The 22,443-nt window shown below is 27.6% G+C and carries 20 protein-coding genes; 2 read left to right on the plus strand and 18 right to left on the minus strand.

Annotated features, from left to right (window positions below):
* Positions 1–4: 4 nt before the first annotated feature.
* The 6 genes from TEGL_RS14085 to TEGL_RS14110 form a co-directional block, all read right to left on the minus strand.
* A complete protein-coding gene (locus tag TEGL_RS14085) occupies positions 5–2,569 on the minus strand; it encodes an ABC transporter permease (RefSeq protein WP_018589703.1) in 2,565 nt (854 codons plus the stop codon).
* Positions 2,570–2,720: 151 nt separating this feature from the next.
* The gene (locus tag TEGL_RS14090; protein WP_018589704.1) at positions 2,721–4,088 is read right to left on the minus strand and encodes a GHKL domain-containing protein; all 1,368 of its coding nucleotides are present in this window, start codon (positions 4,086–4,088) and stop codon (positions 2,721–2,723) included.
* Positions 4,082–4,795, minus strand: a complete 714-nt coding sequence (locus TEGL_RS14095; RefSeq protein WP_018589705.1) for a LytR/AlgR family response regulator transcription factor — start codon at positions 4,793–4,795, stop codon at positions 4,082–4,084. The genes TEGL_RS14090 and TEGL_RS14095 overlap by 7 nt, the downstream gene beginning before the upstream one ends.
* Positions 4,796–4,955: 160 nt before the next feature.
* Positions 4,956–5,630 carry a DUF547 domain-containing protein gene (locus TEGL_RS14100; RefSeq protein WP_018589706.1) on the minus strand — a complete coding sequence of 225 codons (675 nt, stop codon included), beginning with the start codon at positions 5,628–5,630 and terminating at the stop codon, positions 4,956–4,958.
* A 128-nt stretch (positions 5,631–5,758) separates the two neighbouring features.
* A complete protein-coding gene (locus tag TEGL_RS14105; protein WP_018589707.1) occupies positions 5,759–7,018 on the minus strand; it encodes a coproporphyrinogen-III oxidase family protein in 1,260 nt (419 codons plus the stop codon).
* Between the two features lie 10 nt (positions 7,019–7,028).
* Positions 7,029–7,931 carry a radical SAM protein gene (locus TEGL_RS14110; protein WP_018589708.1) on the minus strand — a complete coding sequence of 301 codons (903 nt, stop codon included), beginning with the start codon at positions 7,929–7,931 and terminating at the stop codon, positions 7,029–7,031.
* 218 nt (positions 7,932–8,149) lie between these two features.
* Here TEGL_RS14110 and TEGL_RS14115 point away from each other — a divergent pair, with 218 nt between their 5' ends.
* Entirely contained in the window at positions 8,150–8,767 is a 618-nt protein-coding gene (locus TEGL_RS14115) for a GNAT family N-acetyltransferase (RefSeq protein ID WP_018589709.1), read from the plus strand.
* Between the two features lie 69 nt (positions 8,768–8,836).
* On the opposite strand, the gene mprF is transcribed toward TEGL_RS14115, so the two are convergent.
* Positions 8,837–11,374, minus strand: a complete 2,538-nt coding sequence (mprF, locus tag TEGL_RS14120; RefSeq protein WP_278244865.1) for a bifunctional lysylphosphatidylglycerol flippase/synthetase MprF — start codon at positions 11,372–11,374, stop codon at positions 8,837–8,839.
* A 352-nt stretch (positions 11,375–11,726) separates the two neighbouring features.
* The gene (locus TEGL_RS14125) at positions 11,727–12,974 is read right to left on the minus strand and encodes a DEAD/DEAH box helicase (protein WP_018589711.1); all 1,248 of its coding nucleotides are present in this window, start codon (positions 12,972–12,974) and stop codon (positions 11,727–11,729) included.
* Between the two features lie 708 nt (positions 12,975–13,682).
* Here TEGL_RS14125 and TEGL_RS14130 point away from each other — a divergent pair.
* Positions 13,683–14,456: a hypothetical protein gene (locus tag TEGL_RS14130; RefSeq protein ID WP_018589712.1), complete on the plus strand. Its 774-nt coding sequence runs from the start codon at positions 13,683–13,685 to the stop codon at positions 14,454–14,456.
* A gap of 136 nt (positions 14,457–14,592) precedes the next feature.
* Here TEGL_RS14130 and TEGL_RS14135 read toward each other — a convergent pair whose 3' ends face one another.
* The 10 genes from TEGL_RS14135 to rpsP form a co-directional block, all read right to left on the minus strand.
* Positions 14,593–15,609, minus strand: coding sequence for an alpha-hydroxy-acid oxidizing protein (locus TEGL_RS14135; RefSeq protein ID WP_018589713.1), 1,017 nt, complete (start codon positions 15,607–15,609; stop codon positions 14,593–14,595).
* A gap of 60 nt (positions 15,610–15,669) precedes the next feature.
* Positions 15,670–16,437, minus strand: coding sequence for a ribonuclease HII (locus tag TEGL_RS14140; protein WP_018589714.1), 768 nt, complete (start codon positions 16,435–16,437; stop codon positions 15,670–15,672).
* Between the two features lie 156 nt (positions 16,438–16,593).
* Positions 16,594–18,024 carry a Na+/H+ antiporter NhaC gene (nhaC, locus tag TEGL_RS14145; RefSeq protein WP_018589715.1) on the minus strand — a complete coding sequence of 477 codons (1,431 nt, stop codon included), beginning with the start codon at positions 18,022–18,024 and terminating at the stop codon, positions 16,594–16,596.
* 278 nt (positions 18,025–18,302) lie between these two features.
* Complete coding sequence (locus tag TEGL_RS14150; RefSeq protein ID WP_018589716.1) at positions 18,303–18,806, minus strand: lecithin retinol acyltransferase family protein; 504 nt, start codon at positions 18,804–18,806, stop codon at positions 18,303–18,305.
* A 99-nt stretch (positions 18,807–18,905) separates the two neighbouring features.
* Positions 18,906–19,820, minus strand: a complete 915-nt coding sequence (gene ylqF, locus TEGL_RS14155; RefSeq protein WP_018589717.1) for a ribosome biogenesis GTPase YlqF — start codon at positions 19,818–19,820, stop codon at positions 18,906–18,908.
* A gap of 164 nt (positions 19,821–19,984) precedes the next feature.
* Positions 19,985–20,335: a 50S ribosomal protein L19 gene (rplS, locus tag TEGL_RS14160; RefSeq protein ID WP_018589718.1), complete on the minus strand. Its 351-nt coding sequence runs from the start codon at positions 20,333–20,335 to the stop codon at positions 19,985–19,987.
* Positions 20,336–20,433: 98 nt separating this feature from the next.
* Positions 20,434–21,129, minus strand: a complete 696-nt coding sequence (trmD, locus tag TEGL_RS14165) for a tRNA (guanosine(37)-N1)-methyltransferase TrmD (RefSeq protein ID WP_018589719.1) — start codon at positions 21,127–21,129, stop codon at positions 20,434–20,436.
* An 8-nt stretch (positions 21,130–21,137) separates the two neighbouring features.
* Positions 21,138–21,653 carry a ribosome maturation factor RimM gene (gene rimM, locus TEGL_RS14170; RefSeq protein ID WP_018589720.1) on the minus strand — a complete coding sequence of 172 codons (516 nt, stop codon included), beginning with the start codon at positions 21,651–21,653 and terminating at the stop codon, positions 21,138–21,140.
* A 208-nt stretch (positions 21,654–21,861) separates the two neighbouring features.
* Positions 21,862–22,089: a KH domain-containing protein gene (locus tag TEGL_RS14175; protein WP_018589721.1), complete on the minus strand. Its 228-nt coding sequence runs from the start codon at positions 22,087–22,089 to the stop codon at positions 21,862–21,864.
* Between the two features lie 62 nt (positions 22,090–22,151).
* Entirely contained in the window at positions 22,152–22,424 is a 273-nt protein-coding gene (gene rpsP / locus TEGL_RS14180) for a 30S ribosomal protein S16 (protein WP_018589722.1), read from the minus strand.
* Positions 22,425–22,443 lie beyond the last annotated feature (19 nt).

Consider the following 22,443-nt stretch of genomic DNA (forward strand, 5'->3'; position numbering starts at 1 on the left):
CTCCTTAGTCATTTATTCTCAGCCCTTCTACTATACTTAGCTTAATTATTTTGTTTCTTGATAAATAAGTTGCCAATAAGCACATTACTATTGTAGCTATTCCAAATTGAAGTATTTCATTTATTGGTATATTATATGACATGCTATTTTCTAGACCTAGGCCTTCAGCTCTTATACTATTTACCATATAAATAAATTTAGAATAACTTATGGTAGCTACTACAGATGATACTACTATACTAAATAAGGCATATATCATACTTTCTTTTACTATCATTTTTTTAATATTTTTCATGCTCATACCCATAGCCCTAAGTGTTGCCAATTCTTTTATTCTCAGCATAATATTAGTTTTAATTATACATATTATATTTATGGAAGATATTATAAGTGTAAGAATTACAGATACTAACACTTCCTTTTTATTTTCTTCTGATTCCTCTTTAAATCTACTTTCGTATTTATATTTACTTTCTATTTCTTTAAAAGAAGAACCCTTTGTTAATTCATCTAAAGCTTTATTTACTTCCTCATCTTTTCCATCTTCTAACTTTATAGATATTTTGTTGTAGTCCTTTATATTAGTTATATTTTTCAAATCATCCTCATTTAAAATTAATTGAGCTAAATAACCTAATCCTCCATCTTGAGTTACAACATAATCTTTATTTAATAAGCCACTGACTTTAACTTTTATATTTTTATATTCCAATTTCCCCTTATTTTTTGAAGGTACTTTTATATCAATTAAGTCCCCCACTTTAACTTTCTTTAAAACCTTTGCATTATTTGAGCTTTGCATAGGCGAGTAAAAATAGTTTGAAACTAGAGCCCTTGGATAGTCTTCTTTATTTTTCTCATAAATATTGCTACCTTCTTCTATATATTTATCTAAACTTCTTATAAAGTTTTTGTTATATCCTTTTACTCCAGTAATAATCTCTAGGTTATTTTGATTATCTTTAGAAGATATAAAAGGTTTAACATCATCAGAAATATTATTTATACTACTTTTTAAGTATGCTGTTAAATTCATACTAGGATAAACTTCTTTTATATTATCAATCTTAGATATCTTATTAATAAGGTTACTGTCATAATTACAATAAGCTTCTTCTGTATTATAAAAATTATGTCTTAGAATCACATCAGTATCTCCCATGGCCATAACAGACATACTAGTACTTCCAGAATTTTCTTCATCATTATTAAAAATTGCCATCTTACTTATAAATAGTGATCCTGCTAGACTTATGGAAAGTATGGATAATATAGTTCTACTTTTATTTCTCCACACATTTTTAAATGCCATTTCACCAGTTAGTCCAAATATTTTTCTAATTAATTTATGATAAAACTTATCTTTTCCTTTTTTTGTGTTGTTATTTATATCTCTAATAGCCTCCATAGGACTTATTTTTGAGCCTTTGTATGTTGAGAAAACACAGGAAATTAAAACTGCAAAAGATGCTAATTCTAATGGTTCCATTATACTTTCTTTACTTATATAAATATTTTGCTGACTTCCATAAATACTACTTATTCCTATTAAAGAAATTACATATCCCAAAGCAAATCCTAGGACTAAACCTAAAATAAGAACTATTAAACTTTGAATAAGTATCATGAGTCTAACATTTTTCTTTTTCATTCCTATGGCTCTTAATATACCAATTTGCTTTGTCATATCAATTAATATTATATTAAATATGCTGAATATAACTAAAGCTGCTGATAGCATTGGTATTAGCTTATTGTTTCTGCTAAAGGTTGTGCTTTTTGACATTTCATAATCATCTAGTGCATTGCTAAGCTGTGTATTTATAATTAAATCTCCATCATTTAGTTTATATTTACCTATAATTTCATCAGCCTTAGACATACTAGGAGTTTTTGTACTAAATTTCAAAATACCACTATGAGTTACAAGTTCTTTTGGAATAATATTTTGATTATTTGAAAAATAAGTAAATCCTCTAACATTGTAATATTCATTTCCTTCATTATAACCTTTATAGTAACCTTCAGGCTTTTGAACTATTCCAACTAGTTTAAATTTCTTTTTCTTACTATAAATTTGTTTTTCATTTTTATTGTCCACATAATGTTTTACAACAGTAAAGTCAATTTCTTCATTTAATTTATTGTCTAAGTTCATTTCTTTTAACGCTTTTTCTTCTAAAACTATTTCATTTTCATTTTTAGGATAAGTACCATTTATCAATTTATATCCGTAATTTTTAATAAAATCTTCATTGTAAGAATCTAGCTGAATGGATACTCCATTTTTATCTACAATACTACCTAAATTAATTACATCATGGATTTCTTTTACTTCTTTGTCTTTTTCTAATTGATTTGACACACTATCACTTAAATTATTGTATTCAGCATGATAATCACTGAAATTTTTATAAGCTTCTTTAATATTTATCTCACTCTTAGTCTCTGGTATAACATTTAATGTAAAAATTAGCATTACTGCTAAAGAAATACTTGTTATAAGAGCTAAGCTTTTGCCTTTTTGGCTTTTTAAATATGACACTGCCAATTTAAAACTAACTTTCATCTTTTCCTCCCAGTTGTTATTTATATAGTTAAAGAGTGTTACCTTTTACATATAAAAAGATAACACCCTTTGATTTTCTGCTCAATATCTATGACACAACTGGTATTTTTATTGTGCCAACTGTCATGTTTTAATTTTTATAAAGAAAAATTTATTGTTTCAATGGTATATAAATTATACTTATAAATTTATTTTCTTCATTTTCAATTTCCAATTCTCCATCATACTTTTTAAGTGATGATTTAATACTTTCAATTCCAATACCATGAAAATATTTATCTTTCTTGCTACTTATTATTTTATTATTTTTAATTATTACTTTATTTGCCTTACTATTTTCACATTTTATAATATAGTAAGACTTTACAATTGTGCCTCTTATGCTTATATATTTTTTATTTTTACTATTTTCCATCTTGTCACATGCTTCTATTGCATTATCTAGCAAATTTGAAAATATACTTGATACGTCCATCATGTGTAAAAAATCACATTTTGAAAAATCTATATTACATAAGAAGTCTATGTTTTTCATATTACATAGCTTGCTTTTTTCACTTAGTATAACATCTAATATAACATTTCCTGTATTATATATATTTTCAAAATCCTTGATTTCATTATTAATACTATTTATATACTCATCAACATTAGAGCTTTGGTTTTGAATAAGCTTTATATTTGTCATATGATTATTTATATCATGATAAAGTCTTTTTACTTTTTCTTGTGATTCTTTTATATTTAAATAATAATTATATTCCATATCATGCTTTTTATTAAGTAATTCTAACTTCGCTTTTTCCTCAGTAGATTTCAATAACTTTATTAGAATAAATATAAAAACTATATTACTGGCAACGATTATGTAAGGCAGAGCCAGTTCTGCAAAATGAACAAAGGGTATAATTTCTAATGATTGATTAATTTTTATTTTATTATCACTTATTACATCATAAAGACCAACTAAACTTGAAGATGCTTTGTTTAAAAATAAAATTATTAAGCTATTCATTATAATAGTAATTATTATATATAAATAATACTTCTTGTTAAGAGATAATTTTTTTAATTTACCAAAAGAAAGTGCAATTAAAAGCATGGATGTATTAACTATTATCATTTCCAAATTTCCATAATATGAGTATTTAACTATACCTAATTTATATTTTATAAAAATATAAGTAAACAATATAAGATACTCAAATGTAATAGCTATTCCTTTATATATTAGGTTATACATTAATGAATAAATGAAAGTTTTTTTTAAATCAAATGAGTATGAAATTTTACAAATAAAAAATAATAAAATAAATGAAATTGAAAAATCTATTTCTAATAAATAAATTTTTGACTGGTTTATTATTAATAAAATTGCTAGTAAAATATTTATTAGATTAAGAAATTTATTTTTTACGTTATAACTATACCCTATTTTTTTCATCATAATAAAAAATGAAATTATAAATATTATATTATCTACTATTCTTTCTACTTCATAAAACTCAATATTTAACATAATTTTTCTCTCATTGAATGAAGGAACTTACTTTTAAAATCCTTAAATCTATGCCTACTAACAGGCACTTCCTCTTTATTCTCCATAATAGCAACATATTGCTTTATAAGGTCTACATACTCCATATTTACTAAAAAGCTTTTATGACACCTATAAAAATTACTGTTGTTAATTTCTTTTTCTATCTTATCCAAAACACTCTTAACCTGATGATTTTCGTCTTTTGTGTGTATAGTCATATCTCTTTTTTGTATTTCTATATAAGTTATGTCACTAACTTTTATCTTTAAGGTATCATTTTTTTCATCTATAATTATATATTTATTATTTTTGTTAATTTCATTTATGCAGCTTATGATATGTTTTTTTAGATCTTCATATTTTAGTGGCTTTAATAAATATCTATAAGCTCTTACTTCATATCCTTCTTGAATATAATCTACTAGCGATGTAGTAAATATTATCTCAGCATTTCTATTATCTATTTTTCTAATTTTTCTTGCTGTATCCATACCATTTAGTTTGTCCATTAGAATATCTAATAAGAATATATCTACATCTTGAGGATAATTATTAAAAAGGTCTTCACCTGAGCTAAATGTAAGTATTTCATATGATAAGTCTTTTTCATCTAAGATTTGAATTAAGTAGTTCTTTATTAGTTCCCTTTGTTCTTTTTCGTCTTCACATACTGCGATTTTTAACATTTACATCCTCCAAATTACTCCCTTACTAACTTCTAGTTTTAATTATATATTAGTCTTTACTATTTTTAAATATTTTATATCTATATACAATTATACACAGAGCAAGTTCTTAAGATAAATTTTAATAAAATTTAATAAGAAGGCGTATGCAAATTTATGCTTATATCAAATTCCAGTTATATTCTTTATATTTTATTTTATAAGTCTTAAATTTTTCAGCATATATGTACTGATTTGCAAAATCGCTTTTATACCATTTAAATATTTTCGATGCATTTATTACCTTACTTTTATGGTCTATATTTGTTTCAAACTGTAAAAATGTTTCCTCTGATTTTTTTAATTCTTCATTAATATTTTTACTTGTATAGGCTCTAATAGCAGGACAAGATTTCGCACCGCAATTTAGTGCAAAATGAATACGTGAATCTTTTTCATTTACCATATAAGCTTTTCGTTTATCATATTTTCCAAATGGAGCTTTAAAAGAGTTTACAGGTCTTTTATTCTTTCTCAAAATACCATGTTCAATATTATCCAGGGACCATTCAGATCCACCTATGTTGGCTTTTTTACTTTTAAAAATTGATTCTTTACTTAAACTTTCTGTTATTTTCATTTCTATAATAAAATAGCACATTAACCCATTATAAATATTTATCCAAAAGGCTTTTTTCTCATCATCATTTTTTAATTCATCCAAATTAATATCTTTTAGTTTATTGTATAATTTATTTAATTCTAACAGATCTTGTTTACCATCAAGTAACCATTCATATTTTTTTGTTTTTGCTAATACGCAAAATTCTATTGATAAATTCTCAGCGGGTTTCATTGTTATTTACCTCTTTTTTAATATATTATAATTTTACTTTACTAAATTTGTTGTTTTAATTCAATTAGATACTTTTAGGTTACCAATGCACTATTAAAATTTTTATTTATTAGTACATTAACAATCATTTAATATAATTCAATCTTGTTTGGCCATGGATTATTTCGTGCAATACTCCATGTTTTATCAATATATTGCAGTGTATAAATTTGCTCTACTGCGTGGAAATAATAAGAGCCTTTTGTAGTAACTTTATATCCTACCTCGTCTTCTTTTAATAATCCCATTACTTTTGCTATACTCAGTTCAAGTCTATAATCTTTACTTAAATCACTACTAAACATCTTTTTATAATCCGCTTTGTTCAAGTTCATATTGTAAACATTCCAAAATAACCAATAAGATTTTCTTGAAAACTTAGTAAAGTTTAATACTAATGCACAGGCAAATTCATTATTATTTATTGCATTTATGTACTCATCCACTGAGAAAGTATTCAACCTAAACTTGTCATCAAAGAGTGATGCCGCTCCCGGTCCTAATCCTATAAAGTTTTCTCTCGTTATGGATGAATATTTTTCTGTATTTGGCTTAGCAAAAGTCCATACAGAAGTTCTATCTAATCCTATTTCTTTTGATAAATTCACCAGTTCAAAAAGCATTTTTTTCTTTTCGTTGGAAGATAGAGGTTTTCTTTTGTTATTAGCATAAGAAAAATCAATAAATGGATAAGTAGAAATTTGAGTTGCTCCAAGTTCAAAAGCCAGTACTACGTCTTCCTTTAGCTCCTCTATACTTTGGCCTGGTATTCCAAATATTAAATCTACGTCTATTGTTTCAAATCCAACTTCTTTGATTAACTTTATTTTTTCAGCTTCATTATTTTCTATTCTGCCTAAGCTTTCTAAACAGTTTTTATTAAAAGACTGAATCCCAACACTTAGCATGTTAAATCCTAAGGTCTTTAACTTATTCAATAGATTTAAATTAATATTACTTGGATGTAATTCTATGGCTAAGCTTCCCTTCAAATTAAAGTTTTCTTTTACAACATTTATAATTTCTTCAAGATAGTCTATAAGCAAAGCTGGCGTTCCACCTCCAAAATACAAAGATGTTAAGTCCTGTTTTTTATATCTTAAATTAGCTAGCTTTATCTCTTTTAATAAAACTTCCTTATATTCAAAAGCCTTTTTTTCATCATATAATTCTTTATTGTAAGGACAAAAAGAACATATACTTTTACAAAATGGTATATGTATATATAATCCTAAATTATCTTTATTATTTAAATCAACATAATTTAAATCATTATTATCATTGCACTTTATAAACTCAAATGGCTTAAAACTTCTGTTTAACACTGGTCTTAAAATATTCGTCAGCATATTATCTCCCCTATACAAATTTCAAATATGTTTTTAAAGTTTCATAGATTATCTTAGGATTTCCACCAAACAACAAGGCAAATTCTACGGCAAATAGATATCCACATTCATTGCATAATCCGTCTATTTCCACACATCTTCCACATACAAATCTCTTTTTATTTTCTACTACCAAACATTGTTTGCAAGGTCTGTTCCAATTGTTATCTAAATAATAATCTAGAGCAGAATATAAATTAAATATGGGATAACCTTCCTTCATAAGTTGTTTTATAGTATTTACTACTTCAATTTTTTGTTCTCTGCTCAAACTTAGATCCTCTGTACCCTCATAAGGTGTGTGAAAATTAAAGGAAATACTCTTTAGATTTTTAGTATTTTTAACTAATTCACAAAGTTCTCCTACATCTTTATAATTTCTATTATTAATGGCCATATATACACAAATATTGCTGTCATTGGCTTTTTCCACATTTTCTAATATTGTATCAAATGTGTTTCCCCTTATAAAATTGTGATTTTCTTTAGTTCCATCAATACTTAAAAATATAATATCTGCCTCTTTAATATCTAAATCTATAGTTCCGTTGGTAACTATATTAACTAATTCAAAGCCTATTTCTTTAGCTTCTGCAATTAAGTCCTTAGCATTTTTCCCACTGTCATTCCAAAGAAGTGTTTCTCCACCACAAAAGAATAAAATTCTAACACCTTCATTATAAAGCTTAATCATTTCCTCTTTTATGTCTTCATAAGGATGAATTATTTTGTTTATGTTGTTTACTGCACAATGCTTACAAGTAAGATTGCAATAATCTGTAAGTATTATAGTTGCAAGTATTGGATTAGTATTTTTCAAAAATATTGTTTTTAATCCATAAGTTGAAAATTCTATAAATGATTTTAGCTTCATAATTCACCTACCCCCAATTTAAATATATTAATAAACGTTTTTGTACTTTTATTCCAATTTTATAATAACATAAAAAGACCTGCTACCATATTGATTCTACTGAATATATTAGATCACATAATAAATAAAGAAATTTTAATGTATATTATGCTTGTCGATTTTCCAATAATCATTTATATAGTATAATTATATATAAAGATAGGATGGTACAAAGATATATGAATAAAATAATTATAACAAAAGAACTTACACATTCTCAAAAAATACAAGTTTGTGAACTTGTGTATCAAGGTTTCTATAAAAAGCTATCTAACTATTGGATATTTGAAAAAAATATAGAAAAAGGATCTACTGTACTTCAAGGCTGTATAAATTACAATAATGGTATATATGCTATAGAAAATGGAAATGTAGTAGGTTTTATAGGTATCCAGTTTAGAAAAAATAAATTTAGAGAATTTAATATAAGTACCCTTAAATCGCATTATGGATTAATAGGCGCTACTTGGAGAGGCTTATTAAATAAATTTGAAAATAAATCAAATTCATTGAAAGACGATGAAATGTACATTGACTTAATAGTCGTTAATGCTAATCACAGAGGTAAAGGTATAGCATCCTTACTTATAGAAAAAGTTACTAATTTGTCTATTGAGAATAATTTTAATAAAATACTATTAGATGTTGTTGATACCAATGAAAGTGCAATAAATTTATATAAAAAACTTGGTTATAAAACTCTTAAAGTAATCGATTTTAAAGGACTGACAGATTTTATGGGATACAGAAAAGTTATGTATATGTGTAAAAATCTTAAAGGTGAAGATAATTCATAAAAATTATAACCTAATGATATAAGAATTATATCATTAGGTTATTTTTACAAATAATTTATACTTTCATATTTACATTAGTTTATCATAAGGTTTTGAAACCAGAAGTATTACTTGTATCATTGTTGAAACCAAAGAAGTTTTTTTCTTATAAGCCAAATATCTTCCATCCCAAGACTCACAATATTTTTCTTTATATTTTTTAAGCCCTTTGAAGGAATAAAATCTATGACCATGTGAATAAACCTTAGCCGCTATTTTTTCACTTAAGAATGCATATTTTGACCTACCAACATTTGATAATGGTACCATCCCCATATTGAATCTAGAGTATCCATGTTCTTTTCCATATTGAAAAAGATTTACAAATATAAAATCCATTATTCCATTACATGACTCTCTAGAAAATCTCATAAGGTCTATAGATAAAGTTTTGTTATTATCATACATTGGCATTATGTTAGCAAATCCTTTTATGTTATTTTCTTTATCTCTAACTACACATATGGGCTCTCTATTAAGATATTCTCTATTGAAAAATCCTATAGAAAATCCTTTTTCTTTTCTTCCATCAAGCCACTCATCTGATATATTTTTTAAATCTTCAAAGAAATTATCATCAAATGGTGGATAAACCATTTGGAAAGTATAACCTTCTTTAGTTACCCTAGATATTGCATTTCTTACGCTCTTCATCTTTCTTCCTTCTAAGGTAAATTCTTTTAGATTAACTGTAGCTTCTTCTCCAAGTTTAAAAAACTGATAACCAGTCTCATGAAGGTATGGTAAAATCTGTTTGTCTATAGCACAGAAAACACATACATATCCGTAGTTATTAGATAATTCGTAGAATTCTTGTATAGTATCAAATATATTTTCTTTATTACCTACTGGGTTCCCTAGTATATATATTTTATTAGCATAAGTTTGATACTGCATTAGTACATCTTTTTCTTTATTTATATAAACATATTTATCATTTAAATATATAAAGTGACTTATTGATGTACCTCCAAAAGTATCTAAAATTTTGTCTACATCGTCCTTACAATCATTTAAAGTTCGTTTTGGAAACTTGTTTTTACTATTTATGTAGTATATAAACACTAAAAATAATGTGGATATTACAAATCCAATTATACAAAGATACATTATTGAATATGATGAATCTGAGAATCTTAGTTCATAATCAGTAAAAGCTATTTTAGTAATTTCACCTTTCAAGCTTGAATAAAAAGTGTACACATATAATAATAAGAAAATTATTAGTGTTATCATATCTTGAAATACCATTCTCCAGCCCATAACAAAACTTTCTCTGTAGAATTGTTTTTTGCATATAAGCATCAAGCATAAAACACCTAACATATATAATAGATAGCTACAATTTGTACCTTTAATAAAAATTAAAACACACAGTGCTCCTATTATAAAAAGTGTTGCTTTGTATACATATTTGGATTTATATATTAATAGTCTTGATAATACTATTAATAAAAATCCTATTATTATAGTAAATTTATTGGGTATATATATAACTGATAAATATGATATATTCTTAACCACATCTATATTACTTCTAATATGTGGTACAGCTTCTGATAATAATAGTATACTTCCAGTAAATAAAACTATTAAAACAATACTTATATGAGCTAATTTAGATAAAATAGTGAAAAAAATATCTTTTATTTCTTCATCCATATTTTTATAAAATTCTCTAGCGTAAAGTATCAATCCTATTATAAGAGGTACTATATAATAAGAGAATCTGTATAAAAATATTGCTAATAATGTTTTTTCTACTGGTACATTTAAATGTTGAAGACCTACTATCATAGTCAAATCGAATGATCCCAAACCACCTGGAGACATACTAACCATTGCAATAATTATAGATAGCATAAATACTGGGAAAAATTTACTAAATGAAATATTAACCTTTAACATCAAGATTATGGAATATATCAATACTATTATAGCCAACCATGCTATGGCAGACATAAGTATAATTTTAAAATAATCTTTTATACATGATTTATCCTCTGCACTACCTTTAGTGTATTTATAGATCAAGTACGCTAAAACCAAAGGAAAATAAAGACTTATAACTATTGTCATTATACCTATCCAGTCATTTAGTTTTAAGTTATTAAAACTTGTTATAGCGTATATCAAACTAACTATAGAAAAACCAGTTAAATTAAGTGCTACAAATTTTGATGTTTCTTTTACAAGTAATTTTTTATCCTTTACATGTTCTCCATAGAAATTATTTTTAAAATATATTGCCGTACTTCCGCCCATACCTGCAATATTTGAAATTGAACTTGCTATCCATGAGTATTTGTATATCTTTTTGTTATCCAAATTTATGCCTACCCTGTTTTTAAGAACTAAGTCATAAAGACTTAAAGGTGCGTATGCAATTATCCCCATAAATAATATTATAATTATTTCTATTGGTGTTAGTTCATTTGCATATAAGTTAAATAAATTTTTATCAAAAGAACGCACTACGTTAATAAATTCTTTCATTATAATCACAAATATAAATAGTATAAAAATATATTTTATTGATTTTTTTAATTTCTGCTTAATTTTTACCACCTCTAACCTGATAAGTTTATAACGTTATTTCATTATACTATTTTAATTTTTATTTTTCTATACTCTCCTAATTAATTTGTTGTATTTTATCTTAAATTGCCCGCCTGCCTAGCTCTATATTCATATCCTTAAAACCAAATATATAATAACATAAAAAGAACTGCTAAACTATAAGCTTAACAGTTCTCTTATATATGCTTTTATATATTTGAGCGTTGAAAATCTCGTATTTCGACAATTTTCAAGGTAGTAACAAAAATGTGTACCCCTTGTATGAATAACCAATAAAAATTTTATACACTTTTTTACAGATATGTCCTTGTCTACCATTAGATTTTCCATTTTTCACATTTTAATTTTTATTTTTAAATTTATCTTTACTTCTATTATTTTTATTGTTACTTCTATTAGTCTTTCTACTGCCCCTATTATTTCTTTTAGCTACTACAGTTACATCCTCTGCACTAGAAACAAAGCTATGATTTTCTACAACTTCAATCTTTTTATTTATAAGTTTTTCTATAGACTTATAAAGATCTCTTTCTTCCATTGAGCAAAATGCTGTTGCTCTACCGCTTCTTCCCGCTCTTCCTGTTCTTCCAATTCTATGAACATAAGTCTCTGCAACTTCTGGTAAATCATAATTTATTACAAATGGTAGTTCATCAATGTCAATTCCTCTTGCTGCTATATCAGTTGCTACCAATACTCTAATTTTACCTTCTTTAAACTCATTTAATGCTAGTTGTCTTGCATTTTGAGATTTATTACCATGTATGGCAGCCGCACTTATTGATGATGATATTAAATCTTTTGTTATTTTATTTGCTCCATGTTTTGTTCTGGAAAATACAAGTACAGATTCTTTTGGATTATTTTTTAATAGCTCTATTAGTAACTTGGTCTTTTGTTTTTTACTTACAAAATAAATATTTTGTTCAACCATCTCAGTTGTTGATGATACGGGTGCAACTTCCACCTTAACTGGATTTTTGAATATTAAATCTGCTAATTTTGATATTTCTTTTGGCATAGTAGCAGAGAAGAATATGTTTTGCCTAACCTTTGGCAAGTGACTAATTATTCTTTTTACATCATGTATCATACCCATATCTAACATACTATCAGCTTCATCTAAAACAAAGTGCTTAACATCATTCAATTTTAAGAATTTTTGATTGTATAAATCAAGCATTCTACCTGGAGTAGCTATTAGTATATCTACACCTTCTTTTAATGCTTTAACTTGAGGGTTTTGAGATACTCCTCCAAATATAACCAAACTCTTTATATTTGTATGTCTTGCATAAGCCACAAAGTTCTCTTCTATTTGTATTGCTAGTTCTCTTGTAGGTGCTAGTATTACTGCTTTTATAGTTCTTTTGTTTTTTAGTGATTTTTTATCATTATATATTTGTTGTATTATGGGAATTGCAAAAGCTGCTGTTTTACCCGTACCAGTCTGCGCGCACCCTAACAAATCTCTACCTTCTAATAATGGTGTTATTGATTTTGATTGTATTGGTGTTGGTTTTATATATCCTTCTTCTTTTAGTGCCTTTTGTATTGGCCTAATTATGTCTAAGTCTGTAAATTGCATTTATTTCTCCTTTTATATTGATCTAAATTGTTTACAAAATAAAAATAAACACTTTCCATGCCAGCTAATATCTAAACATAAAAAGTGTTTATCTTTTATATTATACATTATATCCTTTAAAATAAAGATACCTTTATTTTTAAATTCGTGTTATTAAAGTGTAACAGAATTTACTGATAAAAGCTAATACTTTTTATTGCCACTTCTAGTTTGTAATTGTTAACATGAATTGAATCTTTACTGCTTAAAATCCTACTAAAACAAATTGAATAACTTGTTCTCATATTATCTATACTCAATATAATAGAACACATAAGAACTAAAAAATAAACTAAAAATACTATAAATTTTGTTCCAATATGTTTGTAACATACATTGGAACAGCTACACATATTTTAAATACTATAGTTGGGACTTATTGTTCTGATTGTTCTAATATAAAGACCCTGTTATTTATTAAATATAAAAAATAAGTACTTATGTATGCGTACGCGCGTATAGAGTTTTTTTAGTATCGGAACAGTTCATTGAAACAAACTAAAAATGCTTAATAAAATAACTCTTATGATTGTATGTCTGTTTTTTAAACATACATTTTTATAATATATATTTTTTATCATATTTTAATTACATTTTTTGACAAATTTCTGCTAAATTTTATGTTATATTTCTATTAGATTACGTTTTAGTGTGGAGGGAAAAATTTTTATGAAGAAATTATTAGCAATACTAAGCGCTTTTATAATTTGCTTATCAATGGTAGCTTGTTCTAGTTCTGATGAACCAAAATCACAAGATAATGCATTTATAAAAGATATTAAGAAATCTTTTGAAGCTAGATCAAATTATCTAGATGATGTTGAATCTGGCAAAATCACATCAAGTGAAAATGAATATCTTAAGGACGCTGTAAAAAAAGAAAAAGGAATTATAGAAAAGTATAACGATGCTAAGTTTGACAGTCCAGAATTAGCTAAACTTTCAAAAGATTATATTACTGCATTAAATACTCAGGAGGAATCACTTAAATATTACTCAAGCGATTACACTAAATTTGATAAACTTTGGACTGAAGGATATAACCAAAGAAGTACAATTTTAACTACTTTAATAGATAAATTTGGTTTAGTTATTAGTGATGATGCAATAGAAGAGCTGAAAACAAATGCTCAAGTAGTCAAAGAAAAAAATGATACAAAAGAAAAAATAGATAAAATGCTAAAAAACATAAAGTTTAAAAAAGTTAAAGATGAATATGGCTGGAAAGATTATGAGGCTGTAGTAGAAAATACTACCGGTGTAGATTTGGAGTACTTCTATTTAGATGTAAAACTAATAGATTCAGATGATGTTATAATCGAGTCTATTCCATCGACGGTTGATGGTACTTGGGCTAATGGTAAAAAGGTTAAGTTAACATTCTCTACAGACAAAAAATTCAAAAAATTAGAATGGACTGCAGATTATTCTATTAAAGAATAAAATTTCTTACAATATATAAAAGAGTACGTATGAAAATAGTTATACTTATTTTCATACGTACTCTTTTATATTTACATAATTCCTAATAATTTGAGTGGTGGAGACGAGCCGTATCGAACCCCTATCCACCTACTTACTATCTATAAACAGTCTTCCCATCAATATCCTTAACAGTCTGACATCCAGTCAACCTCATAGTAGCCTCAAACTCACCAACAATCTTCTTAACATACATCTCAACACCTTCTCTACCACCACCAAAACTAGCAGTAACAAAAGGTCTTCCAATAAGAACGCCATCAGCCCCAAGACCAATCAGCTTAAGAACATCAACACCACTTCTAACACCACCATCAACAAGCACAGTCAACTTTCCATCAACAGCCTCAGCAATAGCCGGTAACACATCAGCAGCACCTGGAGTACAATCTAAAACTCTACCACCATGATTAGAAACAACTATAGCATCCACACCAGATTCCACAGCAAGCATAGCATCTTCTACAGTCATGATCCCCTTCACTATAAATGGTAACTTAGTAGCAGCTTTTAACTCTTTTAAAGCTTCCACATCCTTTGGTACAACTGTTTTTCCATGCATAGATAAAGTAACTAACCCACATGCATCCACGTCCACACCAACAGCAAAAGCTCCAGCTTCTTCAGCCAGCTTTATTTTCTTTATTATATCGTGGTTTTCCCAAGGTTTTATAAATACTATACCTTGTCCATTGTTTTCTTTTAATACATCTAAGTTATCCATTAAGAAAGAATCTACAGCAGTATCTCCAACCATTGGGAAGATTCCACTTTCTATACATCCTTCTACAACTGGAGTTATATATTCTCTTTCACTTATTTTTCCACCCATGTTTAATGTAGTTCCTGTTATAGGAGCTGCAAATATTGGTGCTTTCATTTTCTTCCCAAATAATTCTACTGATGTATCTGGATTTGATACGTTATGTATAACTCTCATATTTATTTTAACATCTTGCAAACTTTTGAAGTTTTCTACAAATGCAGATCCAGTATCTTTTCCACCCATTCCTGGTACTTCTCCTGCACAAACTACCCCATTACAAGCTTTACAAACTCTACAACTTCCATTTAAGTTTTCTCTTGCTTCTTTTAGCATGTCTTTATAATTCATTATTATGATCCCCCTCTAACAATAATTTATCTTAATAATTCTTCCATTTATAATTATAGTCTATAAAACATTTTTAAGGAAACTTTTTCTATGTATTGGTGTTATACCATGTTTTTCTATGGCTTCGTAGTGTTCCTTTGTGCCATATCCTTTGTTTGATTTAAATCCATACTCTGGGTATATTTCATCGTAGTCACACATCATTCTATCTCTTGTAACCTTTGCTAATATGCTGGCAGCTCCTATAGATATGGATTTTGAATCACCTTTTATTATTGGGTTTTGTTTCATATCCACACCTGGTATAGTTACAGCATCCACTAATAAATAGTCTGGTTGTTTTTTCATTGAATTTATTGCTTTTTTCATTGCCATGTATGTGGCATTTAAAATATTGTAGTCGTCTATTTCTTCATTGTCTACAATTCCTATTCCATAATCTAGGGCATGTTCTTTTATTATTTCGTATAACTCTTCTCTTTTGCTTTCTTTCACTTTTTTAGAGTCGTCTACTCCTTCTATTTTTGTGTTTGGTGGTAATACAACTACAGCTGCAACTACTGGTCCTGCTAGTGGTCCTCTACCAACTTCGTCTATTCCACCTATGTATAAATACCCTTTTGAGTATCCATCATTTTCGTATGTATTTATAAGTTCTAATCTTTCATCTTCTTTTCTTATAGCATCTAATTTTTTTGCCAAAGATACAGCTAACTTTTGCACTGATTTTCTTTCATCATTTTTTAAAATATTTATATATTCTAAGTATTGTTCAACTTTTAAATTATCTACTATTTCTTTTATCTCTTTTACACTTTTGTTATTCATGGTAATCTCCTTAATATTTATTCAGTTTTATTATGTACTTACCTTTTATATTTTATCATATAATTCACTGCCTTCATATGACCAAGGATTTACCTTCACAAAAAAGCCAACAGAACTATTTATCTGTTGGCTTAATATATTTATTTAATTTAATAACTAATTAGCTTTTTCACATATTTTTAAATCTTCTTCTTTATTATCATCAATTCTTGCTACTTTATAATTAAATGCTATCATTGCCAATGAAACTAATGGATTTATTAGATTCAATAAGGCATATGGCGCATATACAAAGGCTGATACACCTAATGTTCCTGCAATATATGCTCCGCAAGTATTCCATGGTATTAATGGAGAACTTAATGTTCCACTATCTTCTAGTGCTCTTGATAACATCTTTGGATGTATACCTCGTTTTTTGAATTCTTCACTATACATTCTTCCAGGTATAACAATTGATAAGTATTGTTCTCCAGCTATTATGTTAGTAAATGTACAAGTTAACATAGTACATAATACGGTTCCAAATACTCCTTTTGCAGCCTTTAATATGGAAGATGCTATGGCTTCAAGCATACCTGTTTTTTCTAGTATACCACCTAAACCTAGGGCACATATTGTTAATGATACTGTTGACATCATGTTCATAAGGCCACCTTTAGATAATAACATGTCCACTGACTCCACACCCGTGGCTGATACATATCCATTTGTTGCTGCCTCTAATATGGCTCCCATATCTTGTCCTTGGAAAAATACTGCTATAACAACTCCTATTAATGCTCCTCCTATAAGTCCAGGAATTGCTGGTACTTTTAGCATTACTAGCACAATTACTGCTATTGGTGCAATTAATAAAAGTGGTGATAGTGTATTATATGAAGATTCTAATGTATTACTAATTAATTGTATTTGACTTATATCTAATTCTTGTCCAGAATATTTTATTCCCACTATACCAAATATAATTAAAACTATTATTAATGATGGTATAGTTGAATATAACATATATTTTATATGAGTAAATAAATCAGTACCTGCCATTGCTGGTGCCAAATTAGTTGTTTCAGATAAAGGTGATAATTTGTCTCCAAAGTATGCTCCTGATATTATAGAACCTGCTACTAAGCCTGTTGGTATTCCCAAACTTTGACCTATTCCTAAAAGTGCAACACCAACTGTTCCCATTGTACTCCAAGATGATCCTGTTGCCAGAGATACTATGGCACACACTATTACTGATGCCACTAAGAAAATATTTGGTGATATAACTTTCAATCCCCAATAAATCATACTTGGTACTACTCCACTTATTATCCAAGTTCCTATCAGTATACCTATTATCATTATTATTAAAATTGCCTGCATTGCCATTTTAATACTATCAAACATACTGCTTTCTAGTTCAGACCATTTAAAGCCTAATCTATATACACCTATAGCTCCTGCTATGGCTGCTGCTCCTACCAGTGGTACATGTGGTGACGATCCATACATAAATATTCCTATTCCTAAAAACAATCCTAAACATATTATCGGTATCATCGCCTCTAATAATGTGGCCTTCCTACTAACTTCCTGTTTCATATTAACTCTCCCCTTATCAATAGCGTAATGCTTTTTTTTGAAACCTATTAGTTCGTACTAGCTCTTATTATTTTCCTCATAAATCAATATGTTTTTTGATATATCACCTGCTTTATAATTTAAATATATAATTTGTTATATTTTATTATAATTTTAGCACTATTTTTTATTGATTGTTAATTTTTTGTTAAATTTTTTTAAAATATTTTTATTTTTTAACATTATTTTTATGTGATTTTATAAATAAAAAAACGTAGGTACCCTTTGCCTACGTAATTTTAATAATCCTCATATATTAAATATTTCACAAATACTGCTTTTATCACTGCATTAACTTGGTATGATTGTCTAACTCCTGTTTTACACCAAATAGCAAAATGTTCACAGTTATTAGCATGAAGCAAAAACTTTCTCTCTCCTACCCTACTTCTTGCCCTCTTCACAGTTTCTTCTGGTGTATATAATTTAAATTTAATCTTGTTTTTAATTTGATAAATAAGGTATAAAGCTTGCACATCATCTATTAAATCCCTACCTAGTCCTTCTGCCCTTATCCTATTAACATTAGAAGGTTTATCTTCTGAAAACTTATATACATAATATTTGTCAGATCCTCCCAGAAAATTTTCCATATCTGTTTCATCTATAACCATCTCTCTAAAAAACATATCTTTTTCTTTTCCACTATAATGAATAACATGGCTTTTATCTACAAATATGCCAAAATGATTATATATACCGTGATTAACACATATTACGTCTCCGTATTGGGGTTCAATCAAAATATCACCTCCCAATAGATATTTATATATATAATTTATGATTTATTTTTTATAATGTTATTTTTCAAAGTAAAAAAGAAAGTCATAATGACTTTCTTTTTATTTATCCATATAATCCATAGGTTCTTCTAAAGATATTTGTCCTATTTTACCTTCTCTATACTCATTTAGAACAGTTTGAGCTATTCTAGTATAGTCAAGTTCTTGTCTTCCTAGTATAAACCCTCTTTTTCTACCTATCATTTCCATAGTTTCAAGAGGAGTTTCTCCTAACTCTTCTAATTTGTATCTTGCTTTTAATTTTTCTGGTTCTATTTCCATAAGCTTTTCTATAAATTTAAGTCCTAAAGTGTCTATATCAAGTACTTCGTCTTTTATAGCTCTACTGAAAGCTAAGTTAAGGGCAACTTCTTGATCTTCAAACTTGGGCCAAAGTATACCTGGAGTATCTAGTAATTCTAAGTTTCCTTTAAGTCTTACCCATTGCTTACATTTAGTAACTCCTGGCTTATCTCCAGTTACAGTACTTTTCCTTCCTGTAAGTTTGTTTATAAGAGTTGATTTACCTACGTTTGGAACACCAACTATCATAAGTCTGATAGCTCTTTCTTGTCTTCCCTTAGCTTTAAGGTTGTCCATCATTTCTTTAGTAACATTTTTACACTCATCTACTATTTTATTTACTCCATTACCTTTTATGGTAGCTACAGGTATTGCTTTTATTCCTTTTTTATCATAGTAGTTAACCCATTTGCTTAAGTTAGCTGGATTTGCTAAGTCACTTTTGTTTAAAACAACTACTCTTGGCTTATCTCCAACTATTTCATCTATTTGAGGGTTTTTACTTGAGTAAGGTATTCTAGCATCTAATAACTCTATTACAACGTCTACCATCTTTAAGTTATTTTGAACTAATTCCTTAGTTTTTTTCATATGCCCTGGATACCAGTTTATATGTAAATTATCGTCTTTTAAGTACTCGTCATAATCACTTCTTCTATAATCTCTTGCCATATTTTCACTTCCTTATCTTTTATAAGTACTAATTTATTTCATCCTAATATATAGAATTTCATTTTTTATTATATCTATAATTTTGTCCATATTTCATCATATTAATGACTGAAAAAAAGGAAATCCCCAAAGAGATTTCCTTCCTAAATTAACTTAAAAAGTTATTATTTATTTCTAGCTTCTTTTATCTTAGCAGCTTTACCAGTTCTAGTTCTTAGGTAGTTTATCTTAGCTCTTCTTACTTTACCTTTTCTAGTAACTTCGATTTTTTCTATTTTTGGAGAGTGAACTGGGAAAGTTCTTTCTACACCAACATTGAAAGATATTTTTCTAACAGTGAAAGTTTCTCTAGCTCCTCCACCTTGTCTCTTCATTACTACACCTTCAAATACCTGAATTCTTTCTCTTTTTCCTTCAACTATTTTAACGTGTACTCTTACTGTGTCCCCAGGTCCAAATGCAGGAACTTCAGCTTTTAATTGTTCTTGTTCTAATGATTTTATTAATTCGTTCATTTTCTTCCTCCTAAGTTCATAGACGCTCTTAATTACTGACCAATGTAAGCAGAGGAGCGGCCGTTATTTATCAACAGTCTTAATTATACTATATTTACTTACTTCTTACAAGACTTTTTATACAAGTCTGGTCTTCTAAGTTTCGTAATTTTTTTAGATTCATCAAGACGCCATTTTTCTATTTTTTGATGATTCCCTGATAGTAATACATCTGGTACAGACATACCCATAAACTCTCTCGGTCTAGTGTAATGTGGGTATTCTAATAAATCATCTTTGAAACTTTCTTCTTCAAAAGATTCGTTTTGGCTAAGTACGCCAGGAATTAGTCTAGCTATAGAGTCTATCATGATCAAAGCTGGAAGTTCTCCTCCAGTTAATACATAGTCTCCTATGGAAACTTCATCCGTTACTATTAAATCAATTATTCTTTGATCTATTCCTTCGTAATGACCACAAAGTAATATTATATCCTCTCCTAGAGACAAATCACAGGCTATATCTTGTTTATATACTTGTCCTTTTGGTGTTAAATATACCACCCTAGGATTTTTTATATTGTGAGTTTCTATAATATGCTTATATGTATCATATATGGGTTGAGGAGTCATAAGCATTCCTGCTCCGCCTCCAAATGGATAGTCATCCACTTTTTTATGTTTGTTTGCTGAAAAGTCTCTAATATTATACACATGTACTTCTATTATTTCTTTTTCAATAGCTCTTTTCATTATACTTTCACTCATATATGAGTGAAAAATATCTGGGAAAAGAGTCATAATGTGAAATCTCATATTATCACCTAATCTAACATTCCTTTTATAGGATCTATTATCATTTTCTTTTCTTCTATGTTTATTTCAGGAACAAATTTTAGTGTTGATGGAATAAGATATTCTTTATCATTATCTCCTTTTACAACATATACATCGTTAGCTGAATACTGTAGTACGTCTTTAAGAGTTCCTACTTTATCTCCACCTACTGTAAATACTTCTAGTCCTATTAAATCTGCTATGAAAAATTCATCTTCATCAAGGTCTACACTGTTATCTCTAGATATATAAAGATTTTTAGCTTTAACTTTTTCAGCAAGCTCCACAGAGTCTATACCCTTTATCTTCATTATAACCATATTTCCTTTATATCTAACCTTTTCAACTTCATATTCTTTTTCAAAGTTTTTATCAAGATAAAAACTTTCTAAATCATCAAATCTGTTTATATCGTCCACATATGGATATACTCTAACTTCGCCCTTAAGGCCTTGAGTATTTACTATCTGACCGATTCTAAAATGAGTTAACTTTTCTTTCATAGTCTCACCTTCTTTAAATTGTTTCTTTCTTTTTTAAAAAATATATCTTTAATATCAAATAATATTTGTTTTTGTTTTTAGTTTTTGTTTTTAGTCTTTGTTTTTAGTCTTAAAATTATTTTGTATTTATATATTTAATATTTGCATGATTATTTTCAACTTTAAAGATTATTATAAACAAAAAGGATTAGGCACATACCTAACCCTTCTATAATATTTCAAGTGAAACCTTGACATTTTCTTTATTTCCAGCAGATTTTAACACAGTTCTTATAGCTTTAGCTATTCTTCCCTGCTTTCCGATAACCTTGCCCACATCATCTTGAGAAACCTTTAGTTTTAAGATAATTTCATCTTTTTCCATAGTTTCTTCTATTGTCACTTCGTCAGGATTATCTACTAGAGCTTTGACAATATGCATAACTAGCTCTTTCATATATTCATCTCCTAAAAACTAATCCATAATGGATTAAATTAAGTACCTTAATAGTTTAAATACTATTTAGATTGTTTTTGAGCTTCGAACTTTTCAGTTATTCCGTTGTTAGCGAATAATTTTTTAACAGTATCAGTTGGTTGAGCTCCTACTGATAACCATTTTAAAGCTTTCTCGTCGTTTATTCTAGTTTCTTTGTTAGCTGAAACTGGATTGTAGAATCCTATTTCTTCTATGAATTTTCCATCTCTTGGTGCTCTAGAATCTGCTACTACTATTCTGTAGAAAGGTTTTTTGTTTGCACCCATTCTTTTTAATCTTATTTTAACTGCCATTACAGTCACCTCCGAATTT

The sequence above is a fragment of the Terrisporobacter glycolicus ATCC 14880 = DSM 1288 genome (genome assembly GCF_036812735.1).
GTDB classification, from domain to species: domain Bacteria; phylum Bacillota; class Clostridia; order Peptostreptococcales; family Peptostreptococcaceae; genus Terrisporobacter; species Terrisporobacter glycolicus.